20 protein-coding genes and 2 tRNA genes are annotated in these 21,629 nt (G+C 68.4%); 10 read left to right on the top strand and 12 right to left on the bottom strand.

Translation table 11 applies throughout. The annotated features are described in order from the left end of the window. The first annotated feature begins 51 nt into the window (after window positions 1-51). Both gltX and gltA read left to right on the top strand, forming a co-directional pair. A complete protein-coding gene (gene gltX, locus ASF57_RS02875; RefSeq protein ID WP_056479699.1) occupies window positions 52-1,473 on the top strand; it encodes a glutamate--tRNA ligase in 1,422 nt (473 codons plus the stop codon). A 248-nt stretch (window positions 1,474-1,721) separates the two neighbouring features. Further along, entirely contained in the window at window positions 1,722-3,011 is a 1,290-nt protein-coding gene (gene gltA / locus ASF57_RS02870) for a citrate synthase (protein ID WP_056186163.1), read from the top strand. 58 nt (window positions 3,012-3,069) lie between these two features. On the opposite strand, the gene cmk is transcribed toward gltA, so the two are convergent. Next, a complete protein-coding gene (gene cmk / locus ASF57_RS02865) occupies window positions 3,070-3,702 on the bottom strand; it encodes a (d)CMP kinase (protein ID WP_056479696.1) in 633 nt (210 codons plus the stop codon). 5 nt (window positions 3,703-3,707) lie between these two features. Next, complete coding sequence (gene aroA / locus ASF57_RS02860) at window positions 3,708-5,057, bottom strand: 3-phosphoshikimate 1-carboxyvinyltransferase (protein WP_056479693.1); 1,350 nt, start codon at window positions 5,055-5,057, stop codon at window positions 3,708-3,710. Window positions 5,058-5,313: 256 nt separating this feature from the next. Here aroA and ASF57_RS02855 point away from each other — a divergent pair, with 256 nt between their 5' ends. The 5 genes from ASF57_RS02855 (at window position 5,314) to ASF57_RS02835 (ending at window position 7,603) form a co-directional block, all read left to right on the top strand. After that, window positions 5,314-5,706 carry a TIGR02300 family protein gene (locus ASF57_RS02855; RefSeq protein WP_082503635.1) on the top strand — a complete coding sequence of 131 codons (393 nt, stop codon included), beginning with the start codon at window positions 5,314-5,316 and terminating at the stop codon, window positions 5,704-5,706. A gap of 145 nt (window positions 5,707-5,851) precedes the next feature. Next, window positions 5,852-5,927: transfer RNA gene (locus tag ASF57_RS02850), tRNA-Ala, on the top strand. A 276-nt stretch (window positions 5,928-6,203) separates the two neighbouring features. After that, window positions 6,204-6,279, top strand: a tRNA-Ala gene (locus ASF57_RS02845). Between the two features lie 164 nt (window positions 6,280-6,443). Next, window positions 6,444-7,004, top strand: coding sequence for a hypothetical protein (locus ASF57_RS02840; RefSeq protein WP_056480214.1), 561 nt, complete (start codon window positions 6,444-6,446; stop codon window positions 7,002-7,004). A gap of 227 nt (window positions 7,005-7,231) precedes the next feature. Next, window positions 7,232-7,603 (top strand): DUF2147 domain-containing protein, encoded by a 372-nt coding sequence (locus tag ASF57_RS02835; RefSeq protein WP_244476795.1) that lies wholly within the window; start codon window positions 7,232-7,234, stop codon window positions 7,601-7,603. A gap of 58 nt (window positions 7,604-7,661) precedes the next feature. Here ASF57_RS02835 and alaS read toward each other — a convergent pair whose 3' ends face one another. Beyond that, complete coding sequence (alaS, locus tag ASF57_RS02830; RefSeq protein WP_056479687.1) at window positions 7,662-10,328, bottom strand: alanine--tRNA ligase; 2,667 nt, start codon at window positions 10,326-10,328, stop codon at window positions 7,662-7,664. A gap of 214 nt (window positions 10,329-10,542) precedes the next feature. Here alaS and ASF57_RS02825 point away from each other — a divergent pair, with 214 nt between their 5' ends. From ASF57_RS02825 to ASF57_RS02815, 3 genes are all read left to right on the top strand, one after another. Further along, window positions 10,543-10,959, top strand: coding sequence for an MAPEG family protein (locus ASF57_RS02825; protein ID WP_056186178.1), 417 nt, complete (start codon window positions 10,543-10,545; stop codon window positions 10,957-10,959). 104 nt (window positions 10,960-11,063) lie between these two features. Beyond that, window positions 11,064-12,353 carry a PQQ-dependent sugar dehydrogenase gene (locus ASF57_RS02820; protein WP_056479684.1) on the top strand — a complete coding sequence of 430 codons (1,290 nt, stop codon included), beginning with the start codon at window positions 11,064-11,066 and terminating at the stop codon, window positions 12,351-12,353. Window positions 12,354-12,355: 2 nt separating this feature from the next. After that, entirely contained in the window at window positions 12,356-12,691 is a 336-nt protein-coding gene (locus ASF57_RS02815; RefSeq protein ID WP_056479681.1) for a cytochrome c, read from the top strand. Between the two features lie 358 nt (window positions 12,692-13,049). Here ASF57_RS02815 and recA read toward each other — a convergent pair whose 3' ends face one another. From recA to ASF57_RS02770, 9 genes are all read right to left on the bottom strand, one after another. After that, window positions 13,050-14,141, bottom strand: a complete 1,092-nt coding sequence (gene recA, locus ASF57_RS02810; protein ID WP_056186188.1) for a recombinase RecA — start codon at window positions 14,139-14,141, stop codon at window positions 13,050-13,052. 142 nt (window positions 14,142-14,283) lie between these two features. After that, window positions 14,284-16,962, bottom strand: a complete 2,679-nt coding sequence (locus ASF57_RS02805; protein ID WP_056479678.1) for a response regulator — start codon at window positions 16,960-16,962, stop codon at window positions 14,284-14,286. Window positions 16,963-17,112: 150 nt separating this feature from the next. After that, window positions 17,113-18,180 carry a flagellar biosynthesis protein FlhB gene (gene flhB, locus ASF57_RS02800; protein ID WP_056186194.1) on the bottom strand — a complete coding sequence of 356 codons (1,068 nt, stop codon included), beginning with the start codon at window positions 18,178-18,180 and terminating at the stop codon, window positions 17,113-17,115. A 23-nt stretch (window positions 18,181-18,203) separates the two neighbouring features. Next, a complete protein-coding gene (fliR, locus tag ASF57_RS02795) occupies window positions 18,204-18,968 on the bottom strand; it encodes a flagellar biosynthetic protein FliR (RefSeq protein WP_056186196.1) in 765 nt (254 codons plus the stop codon). 18 nt (window positions 18,969-18,986) lie between these two features. Further along, window positions 18,987-19,253 carry a flagellar biosynthesis protein FliQ gene (gene fliQ / locus ASF57_RS02790; protein ID WP_056186199.1) on the bottom strand — a complete coding sequence of 89 codons (267 nt, stop codon included), beginning with the start codon at window positions 19,251-19,253 and terminating at the stop codon, window positions 18,987-18,989. Between the two features lie 72 nt (window positions 19,254-19,325). Continuing rightward, on the bottom strand, window positions 19,326-19,640 hold the full coding sequence (fliE, locus tag ASF57_RS02785) for a flagellar hook-basal body complex protein FliE (RefSeq protein WP_056479675.1): 315 nt from the start codon (window positions 19,638-19,640) through the stop codon (window positions 19,326-19,328). Window positions 19,641-19,674: 34 nt separating this feature from the next. Next, a complete protein-coding gene (flgC, locus tag ASF57_RS02780) occupies window positions 19,675-20,085 on the bottom strand; it encodes a flagellar basal body rod protein FlgC (RefSeq protein ID WP_056479672.1) in 411 nt (136 codons plus the stop codon). Window positions 20,086-20,115: 30 nt separating this feature from the next. Then, window positions 20,116-20,538: a flagellar basal body rod protein FlgB gene (gene flgB / locus ASF57_RS02775; protein ID WP_056479669.1), complete on the bottom strand. Its 423-nt coding sequence runs from the start codon at window positions 20,536-20,538 to the stop codon at window positions 20,116-20,118. Between the two features lie 359 nt (window positions 20,539-20,897). Then, complete coding sequence (locus tag ASF57_RS02770) at window positions 20,898-21,392, bottom strand: nucleoside deaminase (protein WP_056479666.1); 495 nt, start codon at window positions 21,390-21,392, stop codon at window positions 20,898-20,900. Between the last annotated feature and the right edge of the window lie 237 nt (window positions 21,393-21,629).

The following is a 21,629-nucleotide window of genomic DNA, read 5'->3' as shown; positions in this document are numbered from 1 at the left end:
CCGGTCGATCCGCTTCCCGCCTGTTCCACTAGGCAGTTCAAGTCCAGATTGATGTCGTCAGCCGTCGTCACGCGCTTTGCCCCCTCGCCCACGGGCTACCTGCATATCGGCGGGGCCCGTACGGCCCTGTTCAACTGGCTTTATGCGCGCCGATTCGGCGGTCGCATGCTGCTGCGCATCGAGGACACCGACCGCGAACGCTCGACTCAGGGCGCCATCGACGCAATCCTCGACGGCATGCGCTGGCTCGGCCTCGATTGGGACGGCGACGTCATCTATCAGTATGCCAGGGCCGCCCGACACCGGGAGGCGGCCGAGAGCCTGCTGGCCACCGGCAACGCCTACCGCTGCTACGCCACGCCGGAGGAGTTGACGGCGATGCGCGAGGCGGCGCGCGCCGAAGGCCGGCCCTTGCGCTACGACGGCCGCTGGCGCGATCGCGATCCGTCCGACGCGCCCGCCGGGGTCAAGCCGGTGATCCGCCTGCGCGCGCCGACCGAGGGCGAGACCGTGGTCGAGGATGGCGTGCAGGGCCGCGTCGTCTGGCAGAACAAGGACCTCGACGATCTGGTCCTGCTGCGCTCGGACGGCAACCCGACCTACATGCTCGCCGTGGTGGTGGACGACCACGACATGGGCGTGACCCAGGTGATCCGGGGCGACGACCATCTCACCAACGCGGCGCGCCAGCGCCAGATCTCCGACGCCCTCGGCTGGGCGGCGCCCGCCATGGCGCATATTCCGCTGATTCACGGGGCGGACGGCGCCAAGCTCTCGAAGCGCCACGGGGCGCTGGGGGTGGATGCCTATCGCGACCTCGGCTACCTGCCGAGCGCGCTGCGCAACTACCTCGTGCGCCTCGGCTGGAGCCACGGCGACCAGGAGGTCTTCTCCACCGAGGAGATGATCGCGGCCTTCGACCTCAAGGCGATCGGCCGCTCCCCGGCGCGCTTCGACTTCGCCAAGCTGGAGAACCTGAACGGTCTCTACATCCGTGGCTCGGCGGATGCGGATCTCGTCCGGTCGATCGAGGACGTGCTTCCGGCGCTCGGGCCGGCCCGCGGCATCGCGGTGCCGCTGACGCCCGCCCTGCGCGAGAAACTCCTGGTCGCGATGCCGGGCCTGAAGGAGCGGGCCAAGACCCTCGTGGAACTCCTCGACAGCGCCTATTACCTCACCGCGGCCCGGCCCCTGGTCCCCGACGAGAAGGCCAAGGGGCTCCTCGGCGAGGAGGCCAGGGCGCGGCTCGCCGCCCTCGTCCCGGCCCTGGAGGCACTGCCGGACTGGAGTGCGGCGGCGACCGAGGGCGCCGTCCGGCTTTTCGCCGAGACCGAGAGCCTGAAGCTCGGCCAGATCGCCCAGCCGCTCCGCGCGGCGCTGACCGGCCGCGCCACGTCGCCGCCGGTCTTCGACGTCATGGCGGTGCTCGGGCGGGAGGAATGCCTCGGCCGTCTCCGCGACCAGACGGGCTGAGGGCGATCCCGAAACGGTGACCGGACCAGGCGTTCCCCGGGCGCCGAGGCATGACAAATCGGCCTGGATTTCGCTTCGATGCCGGTGAGAGGCGGACCGTCGGTTGATGACGGTTCGCCGATCCGCTACCCCCATGCTCGTGTGAGCAAGTGCAGCATAGGCTGCAGTTGCGCCCCGGATCCGGGTGGCTGACTGCATCGCCACGCGGGCCGGCGCCGCCCCGCTGTCACGAAAGGGTCCAGGTCTCCATGAGCGCCTCCAGCACGATCACCGTGGGCGACGACCACGTCGAGCTTCCCATCAAGACCGGCACGATCGGCCCCGATGTCATCGACATCGGCAAGCTCTACGCCAAGACGGGCAAGTTCACCTTCGACCCCGGATTCACCTCGACCGCCTCCTGCGAATCGAAGATCACCTACATCGACGGCGATGCGGGTGTTCTCCTCTATCGCGGCTATCCGATCGAGCAGATCGCCGAGAACGGCGACTTCCTCGAGACCTGCTACCTGATGCTGTTCGGCGAATTGCCGACCCCGTCCCAGAAGGCCGATTTCGACTACCGGATCACGCGCCACACCATGGTGCACGATCAGATGAACCGCTTCTTCCAGGGCTTCCGCCGCGACGCGCACCCGATGGCGATCATGGTCGCCTGCGTCGGCGCCCTGTCGGCATTCTACCACGACTCGACCGACATCTCGGACGACCAGCAGCGCATGGTCGCGTCGATGCGGATGATCGCCAAGATGCCCACCCTGGCGGCGATGGCGTACAAATATTCGATCGGTCAGCCGTTCGTCTATCCGAAGAACGACCTCGACTACACCTCGAACTTCCTGCGGATGTGCTTCGCGGTGCCGTGCGAGGAGTTCAAGGTCAATCCGATCTTCGCCCGCGCGCTGGACCGGATCTTCATCCTGCACGCCGATCACGAGCAGAACGCCTCGACCTCGACCGTGCGTCTGGCCGGCTCGTCGGGAGCCAACCCCTTCGCCTGCATCGCCGCCGGCATCGCCTGCCTGTGGGGGCCCGCCCATGGCGGTGCCAACGAGGCGGCCCTCAAGATGCTCGAGGAGATCGGCCATCCGGAGAACGTGGCCAAGTACGTCGCCAAGGCGAAGGACAAGAACGATCCGTTCCGCCTGATGGGCTTCGGCCACCGGGTGTACAAGAACTACGATCCGCGCGCCCGGATCATGCAGAAGACCACCCACGAGGTGCTGGGCCAGCTCGGCATCAAGGACGATCCGCTGCTCGAAGTCGCGGTGCAGCTCGAACAGATCGCCCTCAAGGACGATTACTTCATCGAGAAGAAGCTCTATCCGAACATCGATTTCTATTCGGGCATCACCCTCAAGGCGATGGGCTTCCCGACCTCGATGTTCACGGTGCTGTTCGCCCTCGCACGCACCACCGGCTGGATCGCCCAGTGGGCCGAGATGATCGAGGACCCCTCGCAGAAGATCGGCCGTCCGCGCCAGCTCTATATCGGTCCGGACAAGCGCGAATACACCCCGATCGACCAGCGCGGCTGAGCCGGTCCGCCTCGCCGGACGCGGGTCCGGCGAGGGATTTGGCGTCCGTCGCGCAGGTTCAGTGCGGATGGGCGCGGTCGACCACGGCCCGCGCCGCCGCGAAAGCCTCGTCGGCGTCCAAGTCCGTGGTGTCGAGCACGACCGCGTCGGCGGCAGCCTTGAGGGGCGCCGTGGACCGCTGCGCGTCCCGTGCGTCCCGGGCCACGATATCGTCCAGAATGGCGCCGAGACTGGCCGACTCGCCCCGTCGCAGCAACTCCAGGTGACGGCGCCGGGCCCGCTCCTCGGGCGCGGCCGTGATGAACAGCTTCACCTGCGCGTTCGGGCAGACCACGGTGCCGATGTCGCGACCGTCGAGCACCGCTCCGCTGGCGTTGCCGGCGAAGCGCTGCTGCCAGGCGAGAAGCGCCGCGCGCACGGCCGGAACGGCCGAGATACGGGAGGCCGCCTCGCCCATGGCACGCTCGCGCAGGCGCGGGTCCGCGAGGCGGTCGGCGATCAGGCTGGAGGCAGCGCGCGCCGCGGCCTGATGGTCATCGAGGTTGCGGCCCGCATCGATCACCGTCAGGGCGACCGCCCGGTACAGCAGGCCGGTATCGAGATGCGGCAGGCCGTAATGCTCGGCCAGGCGCTTGGCGAGGGTGCCCTTGCCCGAAGCGGCCGGGCCGTCGATCGCGATCACCATCGACATCGCGCTCAACCTTCGATCCGGCCGCCGAGGTCCTGCATCGTCGGCAGGAAGCTCGGGAAACTCGTGGCGATCATCGCGCCGTCATCCACGGTCACGGGCTCGCGGGTGGCGAGCCCCATCACCAGGAACGCCATGGCGATGCGGTGGTCGAGATGGGTCGCCACCGTGCCGCCGCCGCGCGCCGGCTCACCGGTGCCATGGACGATCAGATCGTCGCCCTCGACGAGATAGGCGACGCCGTTGGCGCTGAGGCCGTCCGCCACCGCGGCGAGGCGGTCGGATTCCTTGACGCGGAGTTCATGGAGCCCCTGCATCCGGGTCGTGCCCTCGGCAAAGGCGGCCGCCACCGCCAGCACCGGATATTCGTCGATCATCGCCGGCGCCCGCTCGGGGGGGACATCGACGCCCCGCAGGCGGCTCGCCCGCACCCGCAGATCCGCCACGGTCTCGCCCCCCTCCTCCCGCTCGCGCAGGCGCTCGATATCGGCGCCCATCTCCAGCAGGGTGGTGATCAGCCCGATTCGCAGCGGGTTCATCATCACGCCCTCCAGCGTCACCTCGGAGCCGGGCACGATCAGGGCCGCCACCAGCGGGAAGGCCGCCGAGGACGGATCGGCCGGCACGATCACCTTGGTGCCGCGCAGGGTCGGCTGGCCCGTGAGGGCGATCGCGCGGCCATGGCCCTCGGGACCGTGCGGCGTGACGGTGACCTCGGCTCCGAACAGGCGCAGCATGCGCTCGGTATGATCGCGAGTGGCCGCCGCCTCGATCACCGTGGTGATGCCCGGCGCGTTCAGCCCGGCGAGCATCACCGCCGACTTGATCTGCGCCGAAGCCACGGGGGTCTCGTAGGTGATCGGGATCGCCTCGCGAGGGCCCCGCAGGGTCAGGGGCACGCGGCCGCCCGCCTCCTCGCTCACCACCTCGGCGCCCATGCGGACGAGCGGGTCCAGGATGCGGCGCATCGGCCGCTTGCGCAGGGAGGCATCGCCGTCGAACGTCGCCGTCACCGGCTGGCCGCCGACGACACCCATCATCAACCGGGAGCCGGTGCCGGCATTCCCGAAATCCAGGACCTCCTCGGGATCGGTCATGCCCCCGAGGCCGACCCCGCGCACGCGCCAGAGCCCGTCGCCGACGCGCTCGACGTCGGCGCCCAGGGCTTTGGCGGCGGCGGCGGTCCTCAGGACGTCGTCGCCCTCGAGCAGGCCCCGAACGTTGGTCTCGCCGATGCTGAGCAGGCCCAGGATCATCGCCCGGTGCGAGATCGACTTGTCGCCGGGCGGTCGCAGGCCGCCCTTCAGGGGCAGGCCCGCATGGGCGGTCAGCGGCTGGGGCTCGGAATCATGGGACACGGGCAACGACTTTTCAGCTGGGCAGCGGCGCGCGGCCTTGGCAGGCCTGCACGTCCTTTGTGACGCCGGTTAACACGCGGGGGTGCCGACGTCATCCGAGGCCTGCGGCGCGGGGATCCGGGGATCCGAAAACGCTCGGGAAAAGTTCACGGCCGCGCTCCGGCATGCCGCGGTGATCGAGCGGATTTGACAGGAGCGTCCCACGCGACTAACGGGGCCGCTCTCCCAAAAGATTGCACGTATTAGAGGTTCACCCGTGGCCAGACCGGAACTCGGCTTGAAGCGTCAATGCATGAGCTGCGGCGCCAAGTTCTATGACCTCGACAACGATCCGCCGACCTGCCCGAAATGCGGGACGATCTATCAAGTGGCGGCGGCCTCCGGTCGCGCCGCTCCCGCCCTGGCGGCCCGCGCCGCCGCGGTCCCGGCCGACGACGACGAGGATACGGACGCCGAGAAGGGTGGTCCGGAGATCGTCTCCCTGGATGAGGTCGAAGCGGCCGAGGACGATGCCGATACCACGACCGAGGACGTGGATGGCGACAGCAACGACGATGCCGACGACACCTTCCTGGAGGAAGAGGACACCGGCGACGACGACGTCGCGGACCTGATCGACAGCGACATCGAGAACGACGAGGAAAGCTGAGTCTCGTCCGACGACCGCCGAAGCCCCGCCGCGAAAAAAGTTTGCCGGCGGGGCACAAAGGGGGTTGAGGCGGCGGACAAGCCCCAGTACATCACCGCCATCGACGGCGGCCAACGTGGCCGGCAGACGCCGGGGTGTTGAGAGTGGGGCCTTAGCTCAGCTGGGAGAGCGCTTCCATGGCATGGAAGAGGTCATCGGTTCGATCCCGTTAGGCTCCACCAATCTCGCCCGTCCCACCGGGCTGCTGAACGCCCCGATCATGTTTCGACGCACCGACATCCGATCGGGTGGATCGCCTTGATCTTTCCTGGCTGGTTGCGGGATCGCGCCTGTTGGCGTGAGCCGGCGCGGCGCATCACAACGGCACCGGACGATGACGCGGCAGGAAAGCGCCGCGGACGCGAAATAGGGGTTGAGGCGCGGCCCGACCGCCAGTATACACCGCCATCGCCGGCGCGGTTCAGACCCTGCCCGTGAGACGCCGGGGTGTTGAGAGTGGGGCCTTAGCTCAGCTGGGAGAGCGCTTCCATGGCATGGAAGAGGTCATCGGTTCGATCCCGTTAGGCTCCACCAAATCTTCCTTCTTCGACATGATGCTCTTCGTGATGGGTGCGCGCTTCGACATGGACGGGCGCCGTCCGGCTGCGTATGGCACGGCGCAGGGGCAGCACGGGTAAGGCGGGCGCGGTGGCCACGACACGGCGTTCTGTCATGGGATGGGACGTGGTTCGGTGTTCATGGCGACGTTCCCTCCTGGTGAAGCGGCCCCGGCCCGGTCCGCGTCGGCCGATCTGAAGGTTCTCTGCGACCGCCTGCTGGCCGGTCCGAGTGCCACCCGGGTTCTCGAGGACTGGTCCCGCGAACGCGGCCTCGCGCCCGCCTCCGGCCTCGTGGCCCACGCCGTTGCGGGCCCGGATCGCCCCGCGAGCCCCGCCATGCGCGCGCGCCTGAAGGTGCCGCCGGACGCCCTCGTGCGCTATCGCCGGGTGCGCCTCGCGTGCGGAGCGCTCGTCCTGTCGGAGGCCGACAACTGGTACGTTCCGGACCGGCTGACCCGCGACATGAACCGGATGCTGGAAACGAGCGAAGTGCCGTTCGGCCGCGTCGTCCACGCCCTGGCGCCTTCCCGGCAGACCCTCGCCCTGCGCCTCCTGGCGGGTGCCGGCAGGCCGGAATCGGTAGGCCCGGACGATCCCCTGTTTGCGATCGAGGCGCTCCTGCTTCGCCAGGATGGCTTGCCGCTGTGCGAGGTCGCGGAGATCTACGCGGGCGCCGTCCTGGGCCGGGCTTCGTCCTGAGCCGGGCGCTGCCCTGAGCGAGGCGCTGTCCTGAGCCAGGGGCTGTCCTGATAAAGGGATGAGCCTTGGCCCCCATCGCTGGCGGTGTGGAACTGCAACGCTCTGGAAAGCCGGGATCGGGCACGCTATGGCCTTCGCCCCGATCACCTGGGGGATGAGGGACATTCGATATGACGACCAGAGGGTGGATCTGGCAGCGCGCCGGTTGGGCGGCGGCCGTGACGCTGATGCTCGGCGGCAGCGCGCTGGCGCAGCCGGGACGGGACCCGACCGGGCTCTGGCTCACGGAGACCGGCGGTTCGAAGGTGCGGATCAGCCGGTGCGGCAACGGCTATTGCGGCGTTCTGGCCGGCGTCTCCGGTCCGGGCCTCGACGCGCAGAACCCGGACCCGTCGCTGCGCTCCCGCAGCCTCGTCGGCGTGCAGATCATGAACACCCGGACGGCGGCGGGCAGCGGCTTCGAGGGAACGCTCTACAACCCGAAGGACGGCAAGACCTACGCTGGTACCATGACCATCAAGAGCCCGGACGTGATCGAGGTCTCGGGTTGCGTCATGAGCGTCTTCTGCAAGAGCCAGACCTGGAAACGCGCGAACTGAGCGCTCCCACCTGGTCCGGCCCCCGCCCCCAGGCGCGAGGGGCCGGCGTCCGCTGCGATCAGGCCGTGAGCGCGGACCGGATCGCCGCGATGGCAGCTTCGGCACCGACGCCCTCCGGGCCCCCGGCCTGGGCCATGTCGCGGCGTCCCCCGCCGCCCTTGCCGCCGAGATGCCCGGCGCCGGCCCGGACCAGGGCCACGGCGTCGTAGCGCTCCGTCAGGTCCGGGGTCACGCCGACCACGAGGCCGGCCTTGCCATCCGGAGCGACGCCCACGATGGCGACGATGCCGGAGCCCAGGCGGGTCTTGCCCTCGTCGGCGAGGCTCTTGAGGTCGCGCATCTCGACGCCCTCGACCACCCGCGCCATGACCTTCACGCCGCCGATCTCCACGATCCCGTCGTCGCCGGCGCTGCCGCCGCCGCCGCCCATGGCGAGCTTCTTGCGAGCCTCGGTCAGGTCGCGCTCGAGCCGCCGACGATCCTCCAGCAGCGCCGCGAGCCGATCCGGCGCATCGGTGGCCGACGCCTTGAGGAGGCCGGCGACCTGCGCCAGGGTCCGGCTCTCCTCGGCACGGTAGCGGCGCGCCGCCCCCGCCGTCAGGGCCTCGATGCGGCGGACGCCGGCGCCGACCGCGCTCTCGCCCACCACCGAGACCTGCCCGATGTCACCGGTGCGGCCCGCATGGGTGCCGCCGCAGAGTTCCACCGAGAATGCCTTGGTGCGTCCGCCCTCGCCGGCGATCGGCGCGCCCATCGAGACGACCCGCACCTCGTCGCCGTATTTCTCGCCGAACAGCGCGCGCGCACCGGATTCGATGGCCTCGTCCACCGCCATCAGCTTGGTCACCACGGGGGTGTTCTGCAACAGGACCGCGTTGGCGATGTCCTCGACGGCGCGGATCTCGGCCTCGTCCATCGGCTTCGGATGGCTGAAATCGAAGCGCAGGCGGTCGGCCGAAACCAGTGATCCCTTCTGGGCGACGTGATCGCCCAGGACTTGGCGCAGGGCCTCGTGCAGCAGGTGCGTGGCCGAGTGGTTGGCGCGGATGGCTCCCCGGCGCGCGTGGTCGACGGCCAGCTCCACGGGCTGGTTCGGCGACAGGCTGCCCGCGTCGACCGTGACGTGGTGGACGAACAGGTCGCCCAGCTTCTTCTCCGTCGCCGTCACCCGCGCCTTCAGGCCCGCGCCCGTGAGGGTGCCGGTGTCGCCGACCTGACCGCCCGACTCGGCGTAGAACGGCGTCTGATTGACGAGGACGAGGCCGGTCTCGCCGGCCGTCAAGGTCTCGGTCTCGGCGCCGTCGCGCAGGAGGGCGGTGACGATGCCCTCGGCGCTCTCGGTCTCGTAGCCGAGGAATTCGGTGGCCCCGACGCGTTCCTTGAGGCCGTACCAGACCGTTTCGGTGGCGGCCTCGCCGGAGCCCGTCCAGGCGGCGCGCGCCGCCTTGCGCTGGCGCTCCATCGCCTGCCCGAAGGCGTCCGTGTCGACGCCGATGCCGCGCGCCTTCAGGGCATCCTGCGTCAGGTCGAGGGGGAAGCCGTAGGTGTCGTAGAGGGTGAAGGCGGTCTCGCCGGAGAGGTTCTGGCCGGCGCCGAGGGTCCGGCTCTCGGCATCGAGGATCGCCAGGCCGCGCTCCAGGGTGCGGCGGAACCGGGTTTCCTCCAGGCGCAGGGTCTCGCCGATCAGGCCCTCGGCGCGGGTGAGTTCGGGATAGGCCTGGCCCATCTCGCGCAGCAGCGTCGGCACCAGGCGGTACATCATCGGCTCGCGCGAGCCGAGCAGCTCCGCATGGCGCATGGCGCGACGCATGATGCGGCGCAGGACGTAGCCGCGGCCCTCGTTGCCCGGCAGCACGCCATCCGCCACCAGGAAGGAGGCGGCGCGCAGGTGGTCGGCGATGACCCGGTAGGAAGCGACGGTGCCGGGCTCGGGCGGACGGCCGACGGCGTGGGCCACCGCATCGATGAGTGCCCGGAACAGATCGGTGTCGTAGTTGCTCTTCACGCCCTGGAGGATCGCCGCCATGCGCTCCAGGCCCAGGCCCGTGTCGATGGACGGGCGCGGCAGGGCGAGGCGGTTGCCCGGCTCGACCTGCTCGTACTGCATGAACACGAGGTTCCAGAACTCGAGGAAGCGGTCGCCGTCCTCGTCCGGCGAGCCGGGCGGGCCGCCCTTGAGGTCCGGACCCTGGTCGATGAAGATCTCCGAGCAGGGGCCGCACGGGCCGGTATCGCCCATCTGCCAGAAGTTGTCGGAGGTGCCGATCCGGATGATGCGGTCGTCCGAGAACCCGGCGATCTTGCGCCAGAGCCCGGCGGCCTCGTCGTCGTCGGCGTAGACCGTCACCAGGAGCCGGTCCTTGGACAGGCCGAACTCCCGCGTGATCAGGTTCCAAGCCAGCTCGATCGCCCGCGGCTTGAAGTAGTCGCCGAACGAGAAATTGCCGAGCATCTCGAAGAAGGTGTGGTGCCGGGCGGTGTAGCCGACATTGTCGAGGTCGTTGTGCTTGCCGCCGGCGCGGACGCATTTCTGGGCCGTCGTCGCGCGGTCGTAGGGGCGCTTCTCGATGCCGGTGAAGACGTTCTTGAACTGCACCATGCCGGCATTGGTGAACATCAGCGTCGGGTCGTTGCGCGGCACCAGCGACGAGGACGGCACCACTTCGTGGCCCTCTTTCGCGAAGTAGTCGAGGAAGGTCGACCGGATCTCGTTGACGCCGCTCATCGCATCACAACTCTGTCGTAGGGTGCCGCCGGCATGCCGACGCGCCGGAATGCTCCGGTGCGCGGGATGCTGCGCGCCGAACACCCCGTGTCCGGGGGCTCCGCCGCGCAGGCGCACTCATAAGGAGCGTTCCGGCGCAAGTCACGACCGGGTTTCGTTTTTGCCCAGGGCCGAGCTAGGAACACGTCTTCGCTGATCTCAGGGACATCGTTTTATGCCGGTCGAAATCCGCCTTCTCGCCTGGTCCTGCCTGCTCGGGCTGGTCCACATCATCGCCGCTTCCGCCAGCGGCGTGCAGCAGCGCGGCGGGCTCGCCTGGGCCTCCGGCAACCGCGAGGGCAAGACTCCCGAGGTGACGGGCGCGGCGAGCCGCCTCGAGAAGGCGTCGAAGAACTTCTTCGAGACCTTTCCGATCTTCGCCGCCCTGGTCCTCGCCTGCGTGGCGACCGGCCGCCACAACACCGCGGTGGTGCTCGGAGCGTATCTCTACTTCTTCGCCCGGCTGGTCTACCTGCCGGTCTACGGCTTCGGCATTCCGAAGGTCCGGTCCCTGATCTGGTTCGTCTCCATCATCGGCATCCTGTTCATCCTCTGGGGCCTGTTCATCAAGCTCCTGCCCTACACCCCCTAAGGCCGCCGCCGATCCGCAACTCGGACTCTTGCCGGCCCGTCTGCGAGGCTCATATCGTCGGGGCAACCGCCCCGACCATGCGGGCGGAGTTCGGGAGAACATCCATGCGAACGGTCCTCACCGCGACGCTGCTGGCCGGCTGTGCCGGGCTGGCGCTCTCCGCCGGCGCCCTGGCGCAGGGCGCTTCCTCGGCCGACACGAAAACCAAGGCCGACGCGCTGGAAAAGCTGACCGGCATGCAGAGCACGGGAACCGCGGAGGCGCCGGAAATTCCTCAGACCGGCCGGCGCGCCGACGCGCTGCGCCGGACCCTCTCCAAGATCAAGCTGCCCGAGGGCTTCAAGATCGACCTCTACGCCGTGGTGCCGGATGCACGCTCGATCGCGGTCGGCCCCAATGCCGGCGTGCTGTTCGTCGGCACCCGCAAGAGCAAGGTCTACACGGTCACCGACCGCGACAAGGACCGCGTCGCCGACGAGGTTCGGGCCTTCGCCCCGGGCATCGACTTCAAGATCCCCAACGGCGTCTGCTTCTCGAAGGACGGCGTCCTCACCATCGTCGAGCAGAACCGCGTGCTGTCGTTCCCGGCGGCGGAGTTCTTCTACGAGAGCCCGGACGTGGCGGCCGGCATCCTGGTCAAGCAGGGCGAGCTGATCCCGGCGTCCGAGGAGAGCTACAACCACACGGCCCGGATGTGCCGCGTCGGACCGGACGGCAAGACCTACATCTCGCTCGGTCAGCCCTACAACGTGCCGCCGGCCGCCAAGCGCGACCTCTACGCGCGGACGGGCATCGGCGGCATCATCCGCATGGAGGCGGACGGCAAGAACCGCGAGGTCTACGCCACCGGCATCCGCAACTCCGTCGGGATGGATTTCAACCCGGCCGACAAGGCCCTGTGGTTCACCGACAATCAGGTCGACGGCATGGGCGACGATACCCCGCCCGGTGAGCTGAACCGCATCGCCAAGGCGGGCGAGAATTTCGGCTTCCCGTGGTTCGGCGGCGGGCATGTCCGCACCGTCGAGTACAAGGACGAGACGCCGCCGACGGACGCGGTGTTTCCGCAGGCCGAACTGCCGCCGCACGCCGCCGATCTCGGCATGACCTTCTACACCGGCCGCCAGTTCCCGGATTCCTACAAGGGCGGCCTCTTCACCGCCGAGCACGGCTCCTGGAACCGGACCCAGCCGATCGGAGCCCGGATCATGTTCGTGCCGCTCGACAAGGACGGCAAGGCCGGGACGCCCAAGCCCTTCGCCGAGGGCTGGCTGACGGCGGACGGTGAATATCTCGGCCGTCCCGCCGACGTCGCTGTCCTGCTCGACGGCTCGCTCCTCGTCGCCGACGACACGGCGGGGGCGATCTACCGCATCTCGTACGAGGGCCAGTGACGATGGCCCGCCCCGGCCTAGGCGCGGCCCTGTTCGGCCTCCTCGCATCGGTCCTGCTCCCGGCGGCGGCGCAGGCGGGCGATGCCAAGGCCGGGCGCAAGGCCGCCATCACCTGTCAGACCTGCCATGGCCTCGATGGGGTCTCGAAGCTGCCCGAGGCGCCGAATCTCTCGGGTCAGGTCGAGCCCTACCTGGTCAAGGCGCTGACGGAATATCGGGACGGTGTCCGGCGCAACGCGATCATGAACGTGGTCGCCAAGCCGCTCAGCGACACCGAGATCGCCGATCTGGCCGCCTATTACGCGGCGATCCAGGTCGACGTTCTTCCCCCCGGATAGGCCTTACGGGGTTCGATGGTGGCTTCATTCAGAGGGCTGGTTGCTGGCGAGCACGGGGTCTCTGTCCCGCACGGATATGGCATTCCCCCGTCTCAAAGGGCGTTGCAGGTGGGGGTGGTCGGCCGACCCGCGTGCTGCGAAGGCTGGCGGAGCCACCCCCACTTCGAACCTCCCCCCACGAGGGGAGAGGGACGCCACTGCTTGCGAAAACGGGTGGGTGAACACCGTCGCCCATACGGGAGCGAGGGTCTTTTCCAACCGACCGGTCAGGTTTGAGAACGAGAAAGGCCGCCGGACGAAGTCCGGCGGCCTTTCGCTGATCCAGACGGCCTCCGCGGGAACGGCGGAGGCGTTGATCTCAGGCTTCGCCCTCGTCGAGGTCGTCCTCGGTCGGCTTGGCGTTTTCGAGGATCTTCTCGGCCACCAGTCCGGAATTCTGGCGGATCGAGGCTTCGATCTTGTTGGCGATCTCGGGGTTGTCGCGCAGGAACCCCTTCGAGTTCTCACGACCCTGGCCGAGGCGCTGGCTGGCATAGGAGAACCAAGCGCCGGACTTCTCGACGATGCCCGCCTTGACCCCGAGGTCGATCAACTCGCCGACCTTCGAGACGCCCTCGCCGAACATGATGTCGAACTCGACCTGCTTGAAGGGCGGCGCGACCTTGTTCTTCACGACCTTGACGCGAACCTGGTTGCCGATCGCCTCGTCCCGATCCTTCAGGGTCGAGATCCGGCGGATGTCCAGGCGCACCGAGGCGTAGAACTTCAGAGCGTTGCCGCCCGTGGTGGTCTCGGGGCTGCCATACATCACGCCGATCTTCATGCGGATCTGGTTGATGAAGATGACCATGCATTTCGAACGCGAGATCGAGCCCGTGAGCTTGCGCAGGGCCTGGCTCATCAGACGGGCCTGAAGGCCGGGCTGCGAATCGCCCATCTCGCCCTCGATCTCGGCGCGCGGCGTCAGGGCCGCCACCGAATCGACCACCAGCACGTCGATGGCACCGGAGCGCACCAGCGTATCGGTGATCTCCAGGGCCTGCTCGCCGGTATCGGGCTGCGAGATCAGGAGATCGTCGAGTTGCACGCCGAGCTTGCGCGCATAGACCGGATCGAGGGCGTGCTCGGCATCGACGAAGGCGCAGACGCCGCCCTTCTTCTGAGCCTCCGCGATCGTGTGCAGGGCCAGGGTGGTCTTGCCGGAGGATTCCGGCCCGTAGATCTCGATGACGCGGCCGCGCGGCAATCCGCCGACGCCGAGCGCGATGTCCAACCCGATGGAGCCGGTGGAGACCACCTCCACTTCCTGGACCTTGTCGTTCTTGCCAAGGCGCATGATCGAGCCTTTGCCGAAGGCCCGCTCGATCTGCGACAGAGCGGCGTCGATCGCCTTCGCCTTGTCCTTATCCACCATCGGGGAATCCACAACTTTCAGCGCGGGCTGGGCCATTCGTCGGCATCCTTATGCATGGGGGAGGTGCAAGGCTCAATGCGCCCCGGTTGCCGATTATGTACCTGTTTTGTTCTCACGGAACAAGGGCGGCGACGCAGATTCCCGGGACTCCGGTCCAGGAATCTGCGTCGCCGCCGGCTCAGCGCGCGATGATCTCCTTCACCGTCTCGACGAGCTGCTTCAGGCTGAAGGGCTTGGGCAGGAAGTTGAAATCCTCGCCGTCGGGAAGGTTCTTGCGGAAGGCGTCCTCGGCATAGCCCGAGACGAAGATGACCTTCAGGTCGGGCGATTGCTTGCGCAGTTCGCGCAGCAGGGTCGGCCCGTCCATCTCGGGCATCACCACGTCGGACACCACGAGGTCGATGGTCTCGGTGGTCTCGGCGATGATCCGCAGGGCATCGAGGCCGGAGGCGGCCTCCAGCACGGTGTAGCCCCGCGCCGACAGGGCACGGCTGTTGACCGCGCGGACCGGGTCCTCGTCCTCCACCAGCAGGATCACGCCCTGCCCGGTATGGTCCGGCGCGGGCTTGCGCGGCGCGGGCTTCTCGGCCTCGGCCCGGCTCGACGTCACCTTGAGCCGGCTGGCCGCGATGGCGGCGGTCGTCTGCGGGCTCGGGGGTGCCAGGGCGATCTCGGGCTCGGGCGCCGGCTCGGCGGCGGGCTCGTGGCGCGGGAAGGAGATGCGGAAGGCGGTCCCCTCCCCCACCGTGGAGCGCACGTCGATGGTGCCGCCGCTCTGCTTGACGATGCCGAACACGGTCGAGAGCCCGAGGCCGGTGCCCTTGCCGATTTCCTTGGTGGTGAAGAACGGCTCGAAGATCTTCTCCATGACGTCGGGCGGGATGCCCTGCCCGGTGTCGAGCACCTCGATCAGGACATGGTCGCCGGTCGGCATCCCGTCCCGGTTCTCCGTGGGGACGGCGTCGTGCGCGATGTTGGCGGTGCGGATGAGGAGGCGGCCGCCCTCCGGCATCGCGTCGCGGGCGTTGACCGCGAGGTTGACGATGACCTGCTCGAACTGATTGACGTCCGCCTTGATCGGCCAGATGTCCCGTCCGTGCTTGAGGTCGAGGTCGACCCGCTCGCCGAGCAGGCGCTTGAGCAGCAGGGTCAGGTCGGACAGCGCCTCGCCGACATTCATCACCTCCGGGCGCAGGGTCTGGCGCCGCGAGAAGGCGAGCAGCTGACGCACCAGGCTGGCGGCCCGGTTGGCGTTCTGCTTGATCTGCATGATGTCCTGGAAGGCCGGATCGGTCGGCCGGTGGCTCGCCAGCAGCAGATCCGAGTAGCCGATGATGGCCTGGAGGACGTTGTTGAAATCATGCGCGATGCCGCCGGCGAGCTGGCCCACCGTGTCCATCTTCTGAGCCTGGGCCACCTGCTGCTCGAGCTGGCGCTGGGCCGTGGTGTCGAGGGCGTAGAGGATCACGCGCTCGCGGTCGCCCTGGTCGGCCTCGGCGCCGTCGCGGCCGACCGCGGCCGGTTCGCCACCCGCCGGGCTCAGCCACACCCGGGCCGAGCGGTTGCCCGGTCCCGACAGGGCGATCTCGATCGGCAGCACCTCGGCGAGGCCGGCGGCGGCCTTGCTCAGGGCCGCTTCGAGGGCCGCGCGATCGCGCTCGGCCACGGCCTCCCACATCGTCGGCTCGCCGTGCAGGTCGTTGCGTCCATCGGGCAGCGCCTGGCGCGGCACGCCGCCGAACAGCCGCGCGAACGAGGCGTTGGCCCGGGCGATGTGGCCGCTCTGGTCGAGGGTCGCGATGGCGATGGGGCTGTTGTTGAGGAAGCGGGCGAGGCGCACCTCAGCCACGCGCTGCGGCTCGTCGCTCTCGGCGCCGGCCGAGCGGTTGAGCACGAAGGTGCGGGACGGGCCCGGCCGTCCGTCCTGGCCGAACGCGACGCGATGGTACAGGCGCGTCGGCAGCGGATGGCCGTTGCGGCGGCGCAGATCGAGGTCGAAGCGATCGGTGCGGACCTCCCCGGGCAGGCCCTCGGAGGCGGTGAGGACATCGGCGCCGGGCGCGATCTCGGCGAGGCGGAGCCCGCCGGAGCCGACGGTGGCGAGATCGTAGCCGAGCCAGGCGGCCAGGGTCGCGTTCATGTAGACGATCGAACCGGCGGGATCGATCGACAGGAAGCCGGCGGGGGCGTGATCGAGGTAGTCGATCGCGTGCTGGAGTTCCTGGAAGACGTTCTCCTGGCGCTCGCGCTCGTGGGTGATGTCGCTGACGGTCCAGAGGGTGGCGGCCCGGCGCGGACGCTCGACCGGGCGCACGCTGATGCGGAACCACGCGAAGGCCCGCTCGGCGGCGCTGCCCGGCGGCGGCGCCATCCGGATCTCCTCGGCGTGCCCGAGGCCGTCGCGGGAGGCCTGGGCCAGGCGGTAGACGGCCTCCGACACCTCGGGCGAGCCGACGAAGACCCGCTCCACCGGCCGCAGGCTGGCGACGGTCTCGCCGCCCGCGAGGCGCAGGTAGGATTCGTTGGCGTAGATCAGGCGGCCGCCCTCCTCCACCACGATGGCGCCATCCGGCGCCGCATCGACGATCGCCTTGGTGATGTCGTCGCGGGTGGTCTGGCCGGCGAACTGGATCGCGCCGATCGCCAGGGCGAACAGGCAGAACACCCCAGCCATGGCGAGCAGCGCCAGCAGGCCGAGGATGAGCGGCTGGGCCTGGTCGCTGGCGACGAAGGACAGGCCGACCGCCGCGCCGACCAGCAAACCGGCGAGCACCAGCAGCAGCCCGACGCGCCCCGGCCGCTCGGAGCGATCGATCGCGTTCGACGCGGGCTTTCCGTGTCCGCTGAACTCAACCATCCGCCGCCGATCCACCCCTGAAGCCATTCCGGTTAGCGCCCTGCTTCCGTTCGCAGCAAGGGCCAACCGGCGCAAGTCGCCGCGAATTCTCGCGAAAGACGGTGCATAAAGGGTGGCGGGCGCGCGCGCCAATCGTCACGCGGCTCTCCTTTACGCCGCGCGCCGGCGCAGGCGCATGACGTAGCCGATGACCTCGGCCACCGCACGGTAATGCTCGGCCGGGATTTCCTCGTCGATCTCCACGGTGGCGTGCAGCGCGCGCGCGAGCGGCGGGTTCTCGAGGATCGGGACGTCGTGGTCCTTGGCCACCGCGCGGATCTTGAGCGCCAGCGAATCCACGCCCTTGGCGACGCAGACCGGCGCCGCCATGCCGGCCTCGTAGCGCAGCGCGACCGCGTAGTGGGTCGGGTTCGTGACGATGACGGTGGCGGTGGGCACGGCGGCCATCATGCGCTTCTTCACGCGCTGGGCACGGAGCTGCTTCAAGCGGCCCTTCACCTCGGGGCTGCCCTCGCTCTCCTTGTGCTCCTGCTTCATCTCCTCCTTCGACATGCGCAGGCGCTGGCGCCAGCGGAAGCGCTGGTAGACGGCGTCGCCAAGGGCGATGGCCACGAACACCGCGAGCATGCCCGCCATCATCTTCAGGGCGAGGGTAAGGATTCCGGCCAGGACGGCACTCGGGTCGAGGCGCGCGAACACCTCCATCCGGTCGCGCTCGCCCCACAGGATGGTGCCGGCGACGACCCCGACCATGCCGAGCTTGGCAAGCCCTTTCACGAACTGGAACAGGGCTTCCATGCCGAAGACGCGCTTGACGCCGGCCATCGGCGAGACCCGATCCCATTTCGGGCCGAGCGCCTCGGTGCTGAAGACGAAGGGGTGCTGGATCATGCCCGCCGCCAGGCCCGCGACCACGACGAGACCCACTGGTATACACAGGGCCTGCGCGCAGATGATCAGCGTGCGCAATCCCATCTCGGTATAGGCCGTCGGGTCCGACGGCACCATGTGGGCGTTCATCAGGAACCCGCGCATGCTCGCCACCATATCCTTGGCGATCATGCCCGACACCATCAGCAGGGCCATGGTGAAGGCCGCCAGGATGAAGAAGGTGTTGATCTCCGGGCTGTTCGGGACGTTGCCCTGCTCGATCGCCTTCTCGATGCGCCGCGGAGTCGGGTCTTCGGTCTTGTCTTCCGGATCGGAATCGTCGGCCACGGCTCAGGACTCCGTGCTGCGCGTCAGCGCCCGGCGAGGTCCGCCAAGTAACGCCCGATATCGTCGAGGAAGACGCCCATCATCACGCCGAGGCTGCCAAGCAGCAGAAGCATCCCGATGAGGACCGAGGCCGGAACGGCGACGAAGAACACCTGCATCTGCGGCATCAGCCGCGCCAAGACTCCGAGCCCGACATTGAACAGGATGCCGAAGGCGATGAACGGGGCCGAGATCTGGACGCCGAGCGCGAAGCCGCGCGCGATCGCCTTGAGTGCGAGGCTCGCCGCCTCGCCCATACTGGGCAGGCCGGTCGGCGGCAGCAGGACGTAGCTGCGTCCGATCCCGTCCAGGGCGATGTGGTGCAGATCGGTGGCGAGGATCAGCGTCACGCCGAGAAGGGCGAGGAAATTGCCGATCGCCGCCTGCTGCCCGCCCTGGGTCGGATCGACCGTCATGGCATACGACAATCCGAGCTGCTGCGACACGATCATGCCGGCCGTCTGCAGGGAGGCGAGGACCATCCGAACCGTCAGCCCGAGCACCAGCCCGATCAGCAATTCGCCGATCAGGAGCGTGATCAAGTCCGGCCCCGCGATGGCCCCGCCCTGCATCGGCAGAAGCGGCCGCACGGTCGGGAACAGGATGAGCGAAAGCAGCAGCGCGAAGGCGAGTCGCAGGCGCGGGGAGATGAGTTGTTCGCCGACCCCCGGCATCAGCATCACCAGGGTGCCGATCCGCGCGAAGGTGACCAGGAAGGACGCGGCGATGCCCGGCAGGAGGAGATTCATGCCCCGTCATAACAGGCTTCAGCCGCCGGAAACGATGCGGGCCGCGATGCGGGTCATGTAGCTGCCGAGGGCGTCGCCCATGAAGGGCAGCATCAGCAGAAGCGTCGCGAACACCGCCACGATCTTCGGAACGTAGATCAGGGTCTGCTCCTGGATCTGCGTCAGGGCCTGGAGCAGGGACACGACGAGACCGACTACGAGGGCGACCAGCATGATCGGCCCCGCAACCTTGAGGAAGACGAAGATGCCGTCGCGGGCGACGTCGATGATGGCGAGACCGGTCATGGGAGGAATGTCATCTTGCGTCTGGGGTAAAGTGCTCGATTCAAAGGGAAAAGAGATGTCCGACCCGTTGCCCTAGATCTGCATCCGCATGATTTCCTCGTAAGCCGAGATCACGCGATCGCGGACGGCGACGAGGGTCTGGAGGGCGGTTTCGCTCTCGGCCACCGCCGTCACGACGTCGACGACGTTCGCCTTGCCGCCCGCCACAGCCAGGGCCTGAGTATCGGCCTTGCGGCCCGCCTCACCTATGGAGTCGAGGGTGGAGGTCAGCAGCGAGGTGAAGTTCGATCCCGTTGCGCCCGTGGGCGACGCGATCTTGGGAGCGCCCTTGGCCCCGATGTTCTGGATTGCCGAATAAGCCCCGGCGGCAAAAGCGTTGGTCGTCATGGGGTGGGGCTTTCAGTGAAGATCGGGGATGGGATCAGGCCTTGAGGATTTCCAGGGTCTTGGCGACCATCCGGCGGGTGGCCGTCACCATGTTGAGATTGGCCTCGTAGGAGCGCTGGGCCTCGCGCATATCCATGTTCTCGATCAGCCCGTTGACGTTGGGCATCGCCACCTCGCCCTGGGCATTGGCGCTGGGGTTGCCCGGGTCGTACTTGGTCCGGAACGGCGAGGTATCGCGACGGACCCGTCCCTGCTCGATCAGCGCCGCGCCGGTCTCGCGATCGACCTGCTGAGTGAAGGTCGCGATCTTGCGCCGGTATGGCTGCCCGCCGACCGTGCTGGTGGCGGAATCCGCGTTGGCGATGTTCTCGGCGATGAGGCGCATCCGGCTCGACTGAGCCTTGAGCCCCGAGGCGGCAGTGGTGAGCGATTTCAGGAAATCCATGACAAGCTCCGACAAGAGATCAATGGCCGCTCAGCGCTTGCCGATGGCGATTTTGAGGGTGTCGATGCTCTTCTGGTAGAGCGAAGCCGCCATCTGGTAGTCGGCTTGGTTGTCGCCAGCCTTCATCATCTCGTCCTCGAGATTGACGCCGTTGCCGTTGGGACGGATCTCGAACTCCTTGACGCGCCGGGGATCGGCGCCGGGGCCATCCGGCCCCCCGCCGGGCGCGATATGGGCGACGTTCGTGATCGCGAGGCTGTTGCTCGTCGTAGACCCCGACGGTTGCGCCAGGACGGGGCCGGTTCGACCGAGATTCGGGTCAGCCAGATCACGCGGCTTGAACCCGGGGAGATCGACACTGGCGACGTTCTCCGCCAGAAGTTTCTGGCGGCTTTGGTGCCACTGCATGCGTGTGCGCAGCATGCCGAGAACTGGAAGATCGGTGATGGACATGGGTGAAACCCTCCCCTCACCCGGAAGACTCTGCCCGGTAGGACCGGCAGAAATTGCCACTGCTATGGTTAATGCACCGTTAAAAATCGGGCCGCCTGCTCTCTAAAGCGTACGGCGCCTACGGATTCCGCTCCGTCGGCTGCCGAACCTGCGGACAGTCGGCCGGAGGTGGGCCATTGGGATTGAGCGGTGCGCAGGCCGCTGGCGCGCCGCCGCCGCGGGCATCTTCGCTGGGGTGCCGCAAAGTGCCCCGGCTCCAGAGGAGCCCGAGGGTGACCGCTGCCGCGAGAAAAAGCGCAATGGCCAGGAAGGAGATCCAACGCGGGACAGTCATCGCGTCATCCTCAATAAGTGTGTGCTCAATCCGTGTTTGCTCGATCGGTGATAGTCTGACGGTCGTGCCAGAGGGCGTAGGGATGCTCGGCCACGGCGACGGGCTGGTGCTCGACGCGCATCGGCTGTTCCGCCAAGGGCTGGCAGAGTTCCGCGTAGATGCCCGCACCGATCAGGCCGTAACGCTCGCCCTCCTCCGCGCTAAAGGCGAAGAAGGCCTGGGTGATTCCAGCCAGACGCATGGCCGCGTGACACATCGGGCAGGGTCGTCCGCTCGCGTAGACGATGCAGCCGTCGAGCTTCGTGCGTCCCAGGGTTCGGCTGACTTCCCGGATCGCCACCATCTCGGCGTGATCGGTCGGATCTTGGGTGATCGCCGTCGTGTTGACCGCCCGCGACAGCACTTCGCCGTCCCGTACGATCACGGCGCCATAGGGCCGGCCGCCCTGAAGGACGTTGTCACGGGCCAGCGCGACGGCGTCGCGGAGATGGTGCTGGTGGTGGTCATCCGCAGGCGTCACGTCGATCCTCGCTCGAGTCTGTGCCGTAGCAACGCGCCGAGCTCGTCAACGGGTCCCGTTTCGAGACCGTGGCGCAAATGCACGTTGAAGCGCGGCTAACCGCACCTGCTTCAGAACGCACTCAAGCCGCGTTGCGTATCGGCTTCGTCGTGTGGACACGGCATGCCCTGCCAGCCCGTGATCAGATCGGGCGGCAGGGCACCTGACCTCTCCTAAATGCTTCTCACTGCTACGGGT

Source organism: Methylobacterium sp. Leaf117 (assembly GCF_001422985.1).
Classification (GTDB): Bacteria; Pseudomonadota; Alphaproteobacteria; order Rhizobiales; family Beijerinckiaceae; genus Methylobacterium.
The sequence above is the reverse complement of the archived record's forward strand: the minus strand, read 5'-3'. Positions and strand labels throughout refer to the sequence as shown.

What these genes read in the sequence shown, in the direction of transcription:
- gltX (WP_056479699.1), top strand. Translation starts at nt 52, where the DNA reads ATGTCGTCAGCCGTCGTCACGCGCTTTGCCCCCTCGCCCACGGGCTAC.
- gltA (WP_056186163.1), top strand. Translation starts at nt 1,722, where the DNA reads ATGAGCGCCTCCAGCACGATCACCGTGGGCGACGACCACGTCGAGCTT.
- cmk (WP_056479696.1), bottom strand. Translation starts at nt 3,702, where the DNA reads ATGTCGATGGTGATCGCGATCGACGGCCCGGCCGCTTCGGGCAAGGGC.
- ASF57_RS02840 (WP_056480214.1), top strand. Translation starts at nt 6,444, where the DNA reads ATGGCGACGTTCCCTCCTGGTGAAGCGGCCCCGGCCCGGTCCGCGTCG.
- ASF57_RS02835 (WP_244476795.1), top strand. Translation starts at nt 7,232, where the DNA reads ATGCTCGGCGGCAGCGCGCTGGCGCAGCCGGGACGGGACCCGACCGGG.
- alaS (WP_056479687.1), bottom strand. Translation starts at nt 10,328, where the DNA reads ATGAGCGGCGTCAACGAGATCCGGTCGACCTTCCTCGACTACTTCGCG.
- ASF57_RS02825 (WP_056186178.1), top strand. Translation starts at nt 10,543, where the DNA reads ATGCCGGTCGAAATCCGCCTTCTCGCCTGGTCCTGCCTGCTCGGGCTG.
- ASF57_RS02820 (WP_056479684.1), top strand. Translation starts at nt 11,064, where the DNA reads ATGCGAACGGTCCTCACCGCGACGCTGCTGGCCGGCTGTGCCGGGCTG.
- ASF57_RS02815 (WP_056479681.1), top strand. Translation starts at nt 12,356, where the DNA reads ATGGCCCGCCCCGGCCTAGGCGCGGCCCTGTTCGGCCTCCTCGCATCG.
- recA (WP_056186188.1), bottom strand. Translation starts at nt 14,141, where the DNA reads ATGGCCCAGCCCGCGCTGAAAGTTGTGGATTCCCCGATGGTGGATAAG.
- ASF57_RS02805 (WP_056479678.1), bottom strand. Translation starts at nt 16,962, where the DNA reads ATGGTTGAGTTCAGCGGACACGGAAAGCCCGCGTCGAACGCGATCGAT.
- fliR (WP_056186196.1), bottom strand. Translation starts at nt 18,968, where the DNA reads ATGAATCTCCTCCTGCCGGGCATCGCCGCGTCCTTCCTGGTCACCTTC.
- fliQ (WP_056186199.1), bottom strand. Translation starts at nt 19,253, where the DNA reads ATGACCGGTCTCGCCATCATCGACGTCGCCCGCGACGGCATCTTCGTC.
- fliE (WP_056479675.1), bottom strand. Translation starts at nt 19,640, where the DNA reads ATGACGACCAACGCTTTTGCCGCCGGGGCTTATTCGGCAATCCAGAAC.
- flgC (WP_056479672.1), bottom strand. Translation starts at nt 20,085, where the DNA reads ATGGATTTCCTGAAATCGCTCACCACTGCCGCCTCGGGGCTCAAGGCT.
- flgB (WP_056479669.1), bottom strand. Translation starts at nt 20,538, where the DNA reads ATGTCCATCACCGATCTTCCAGTTCTCGGCATGCTGCGCACACGCATG.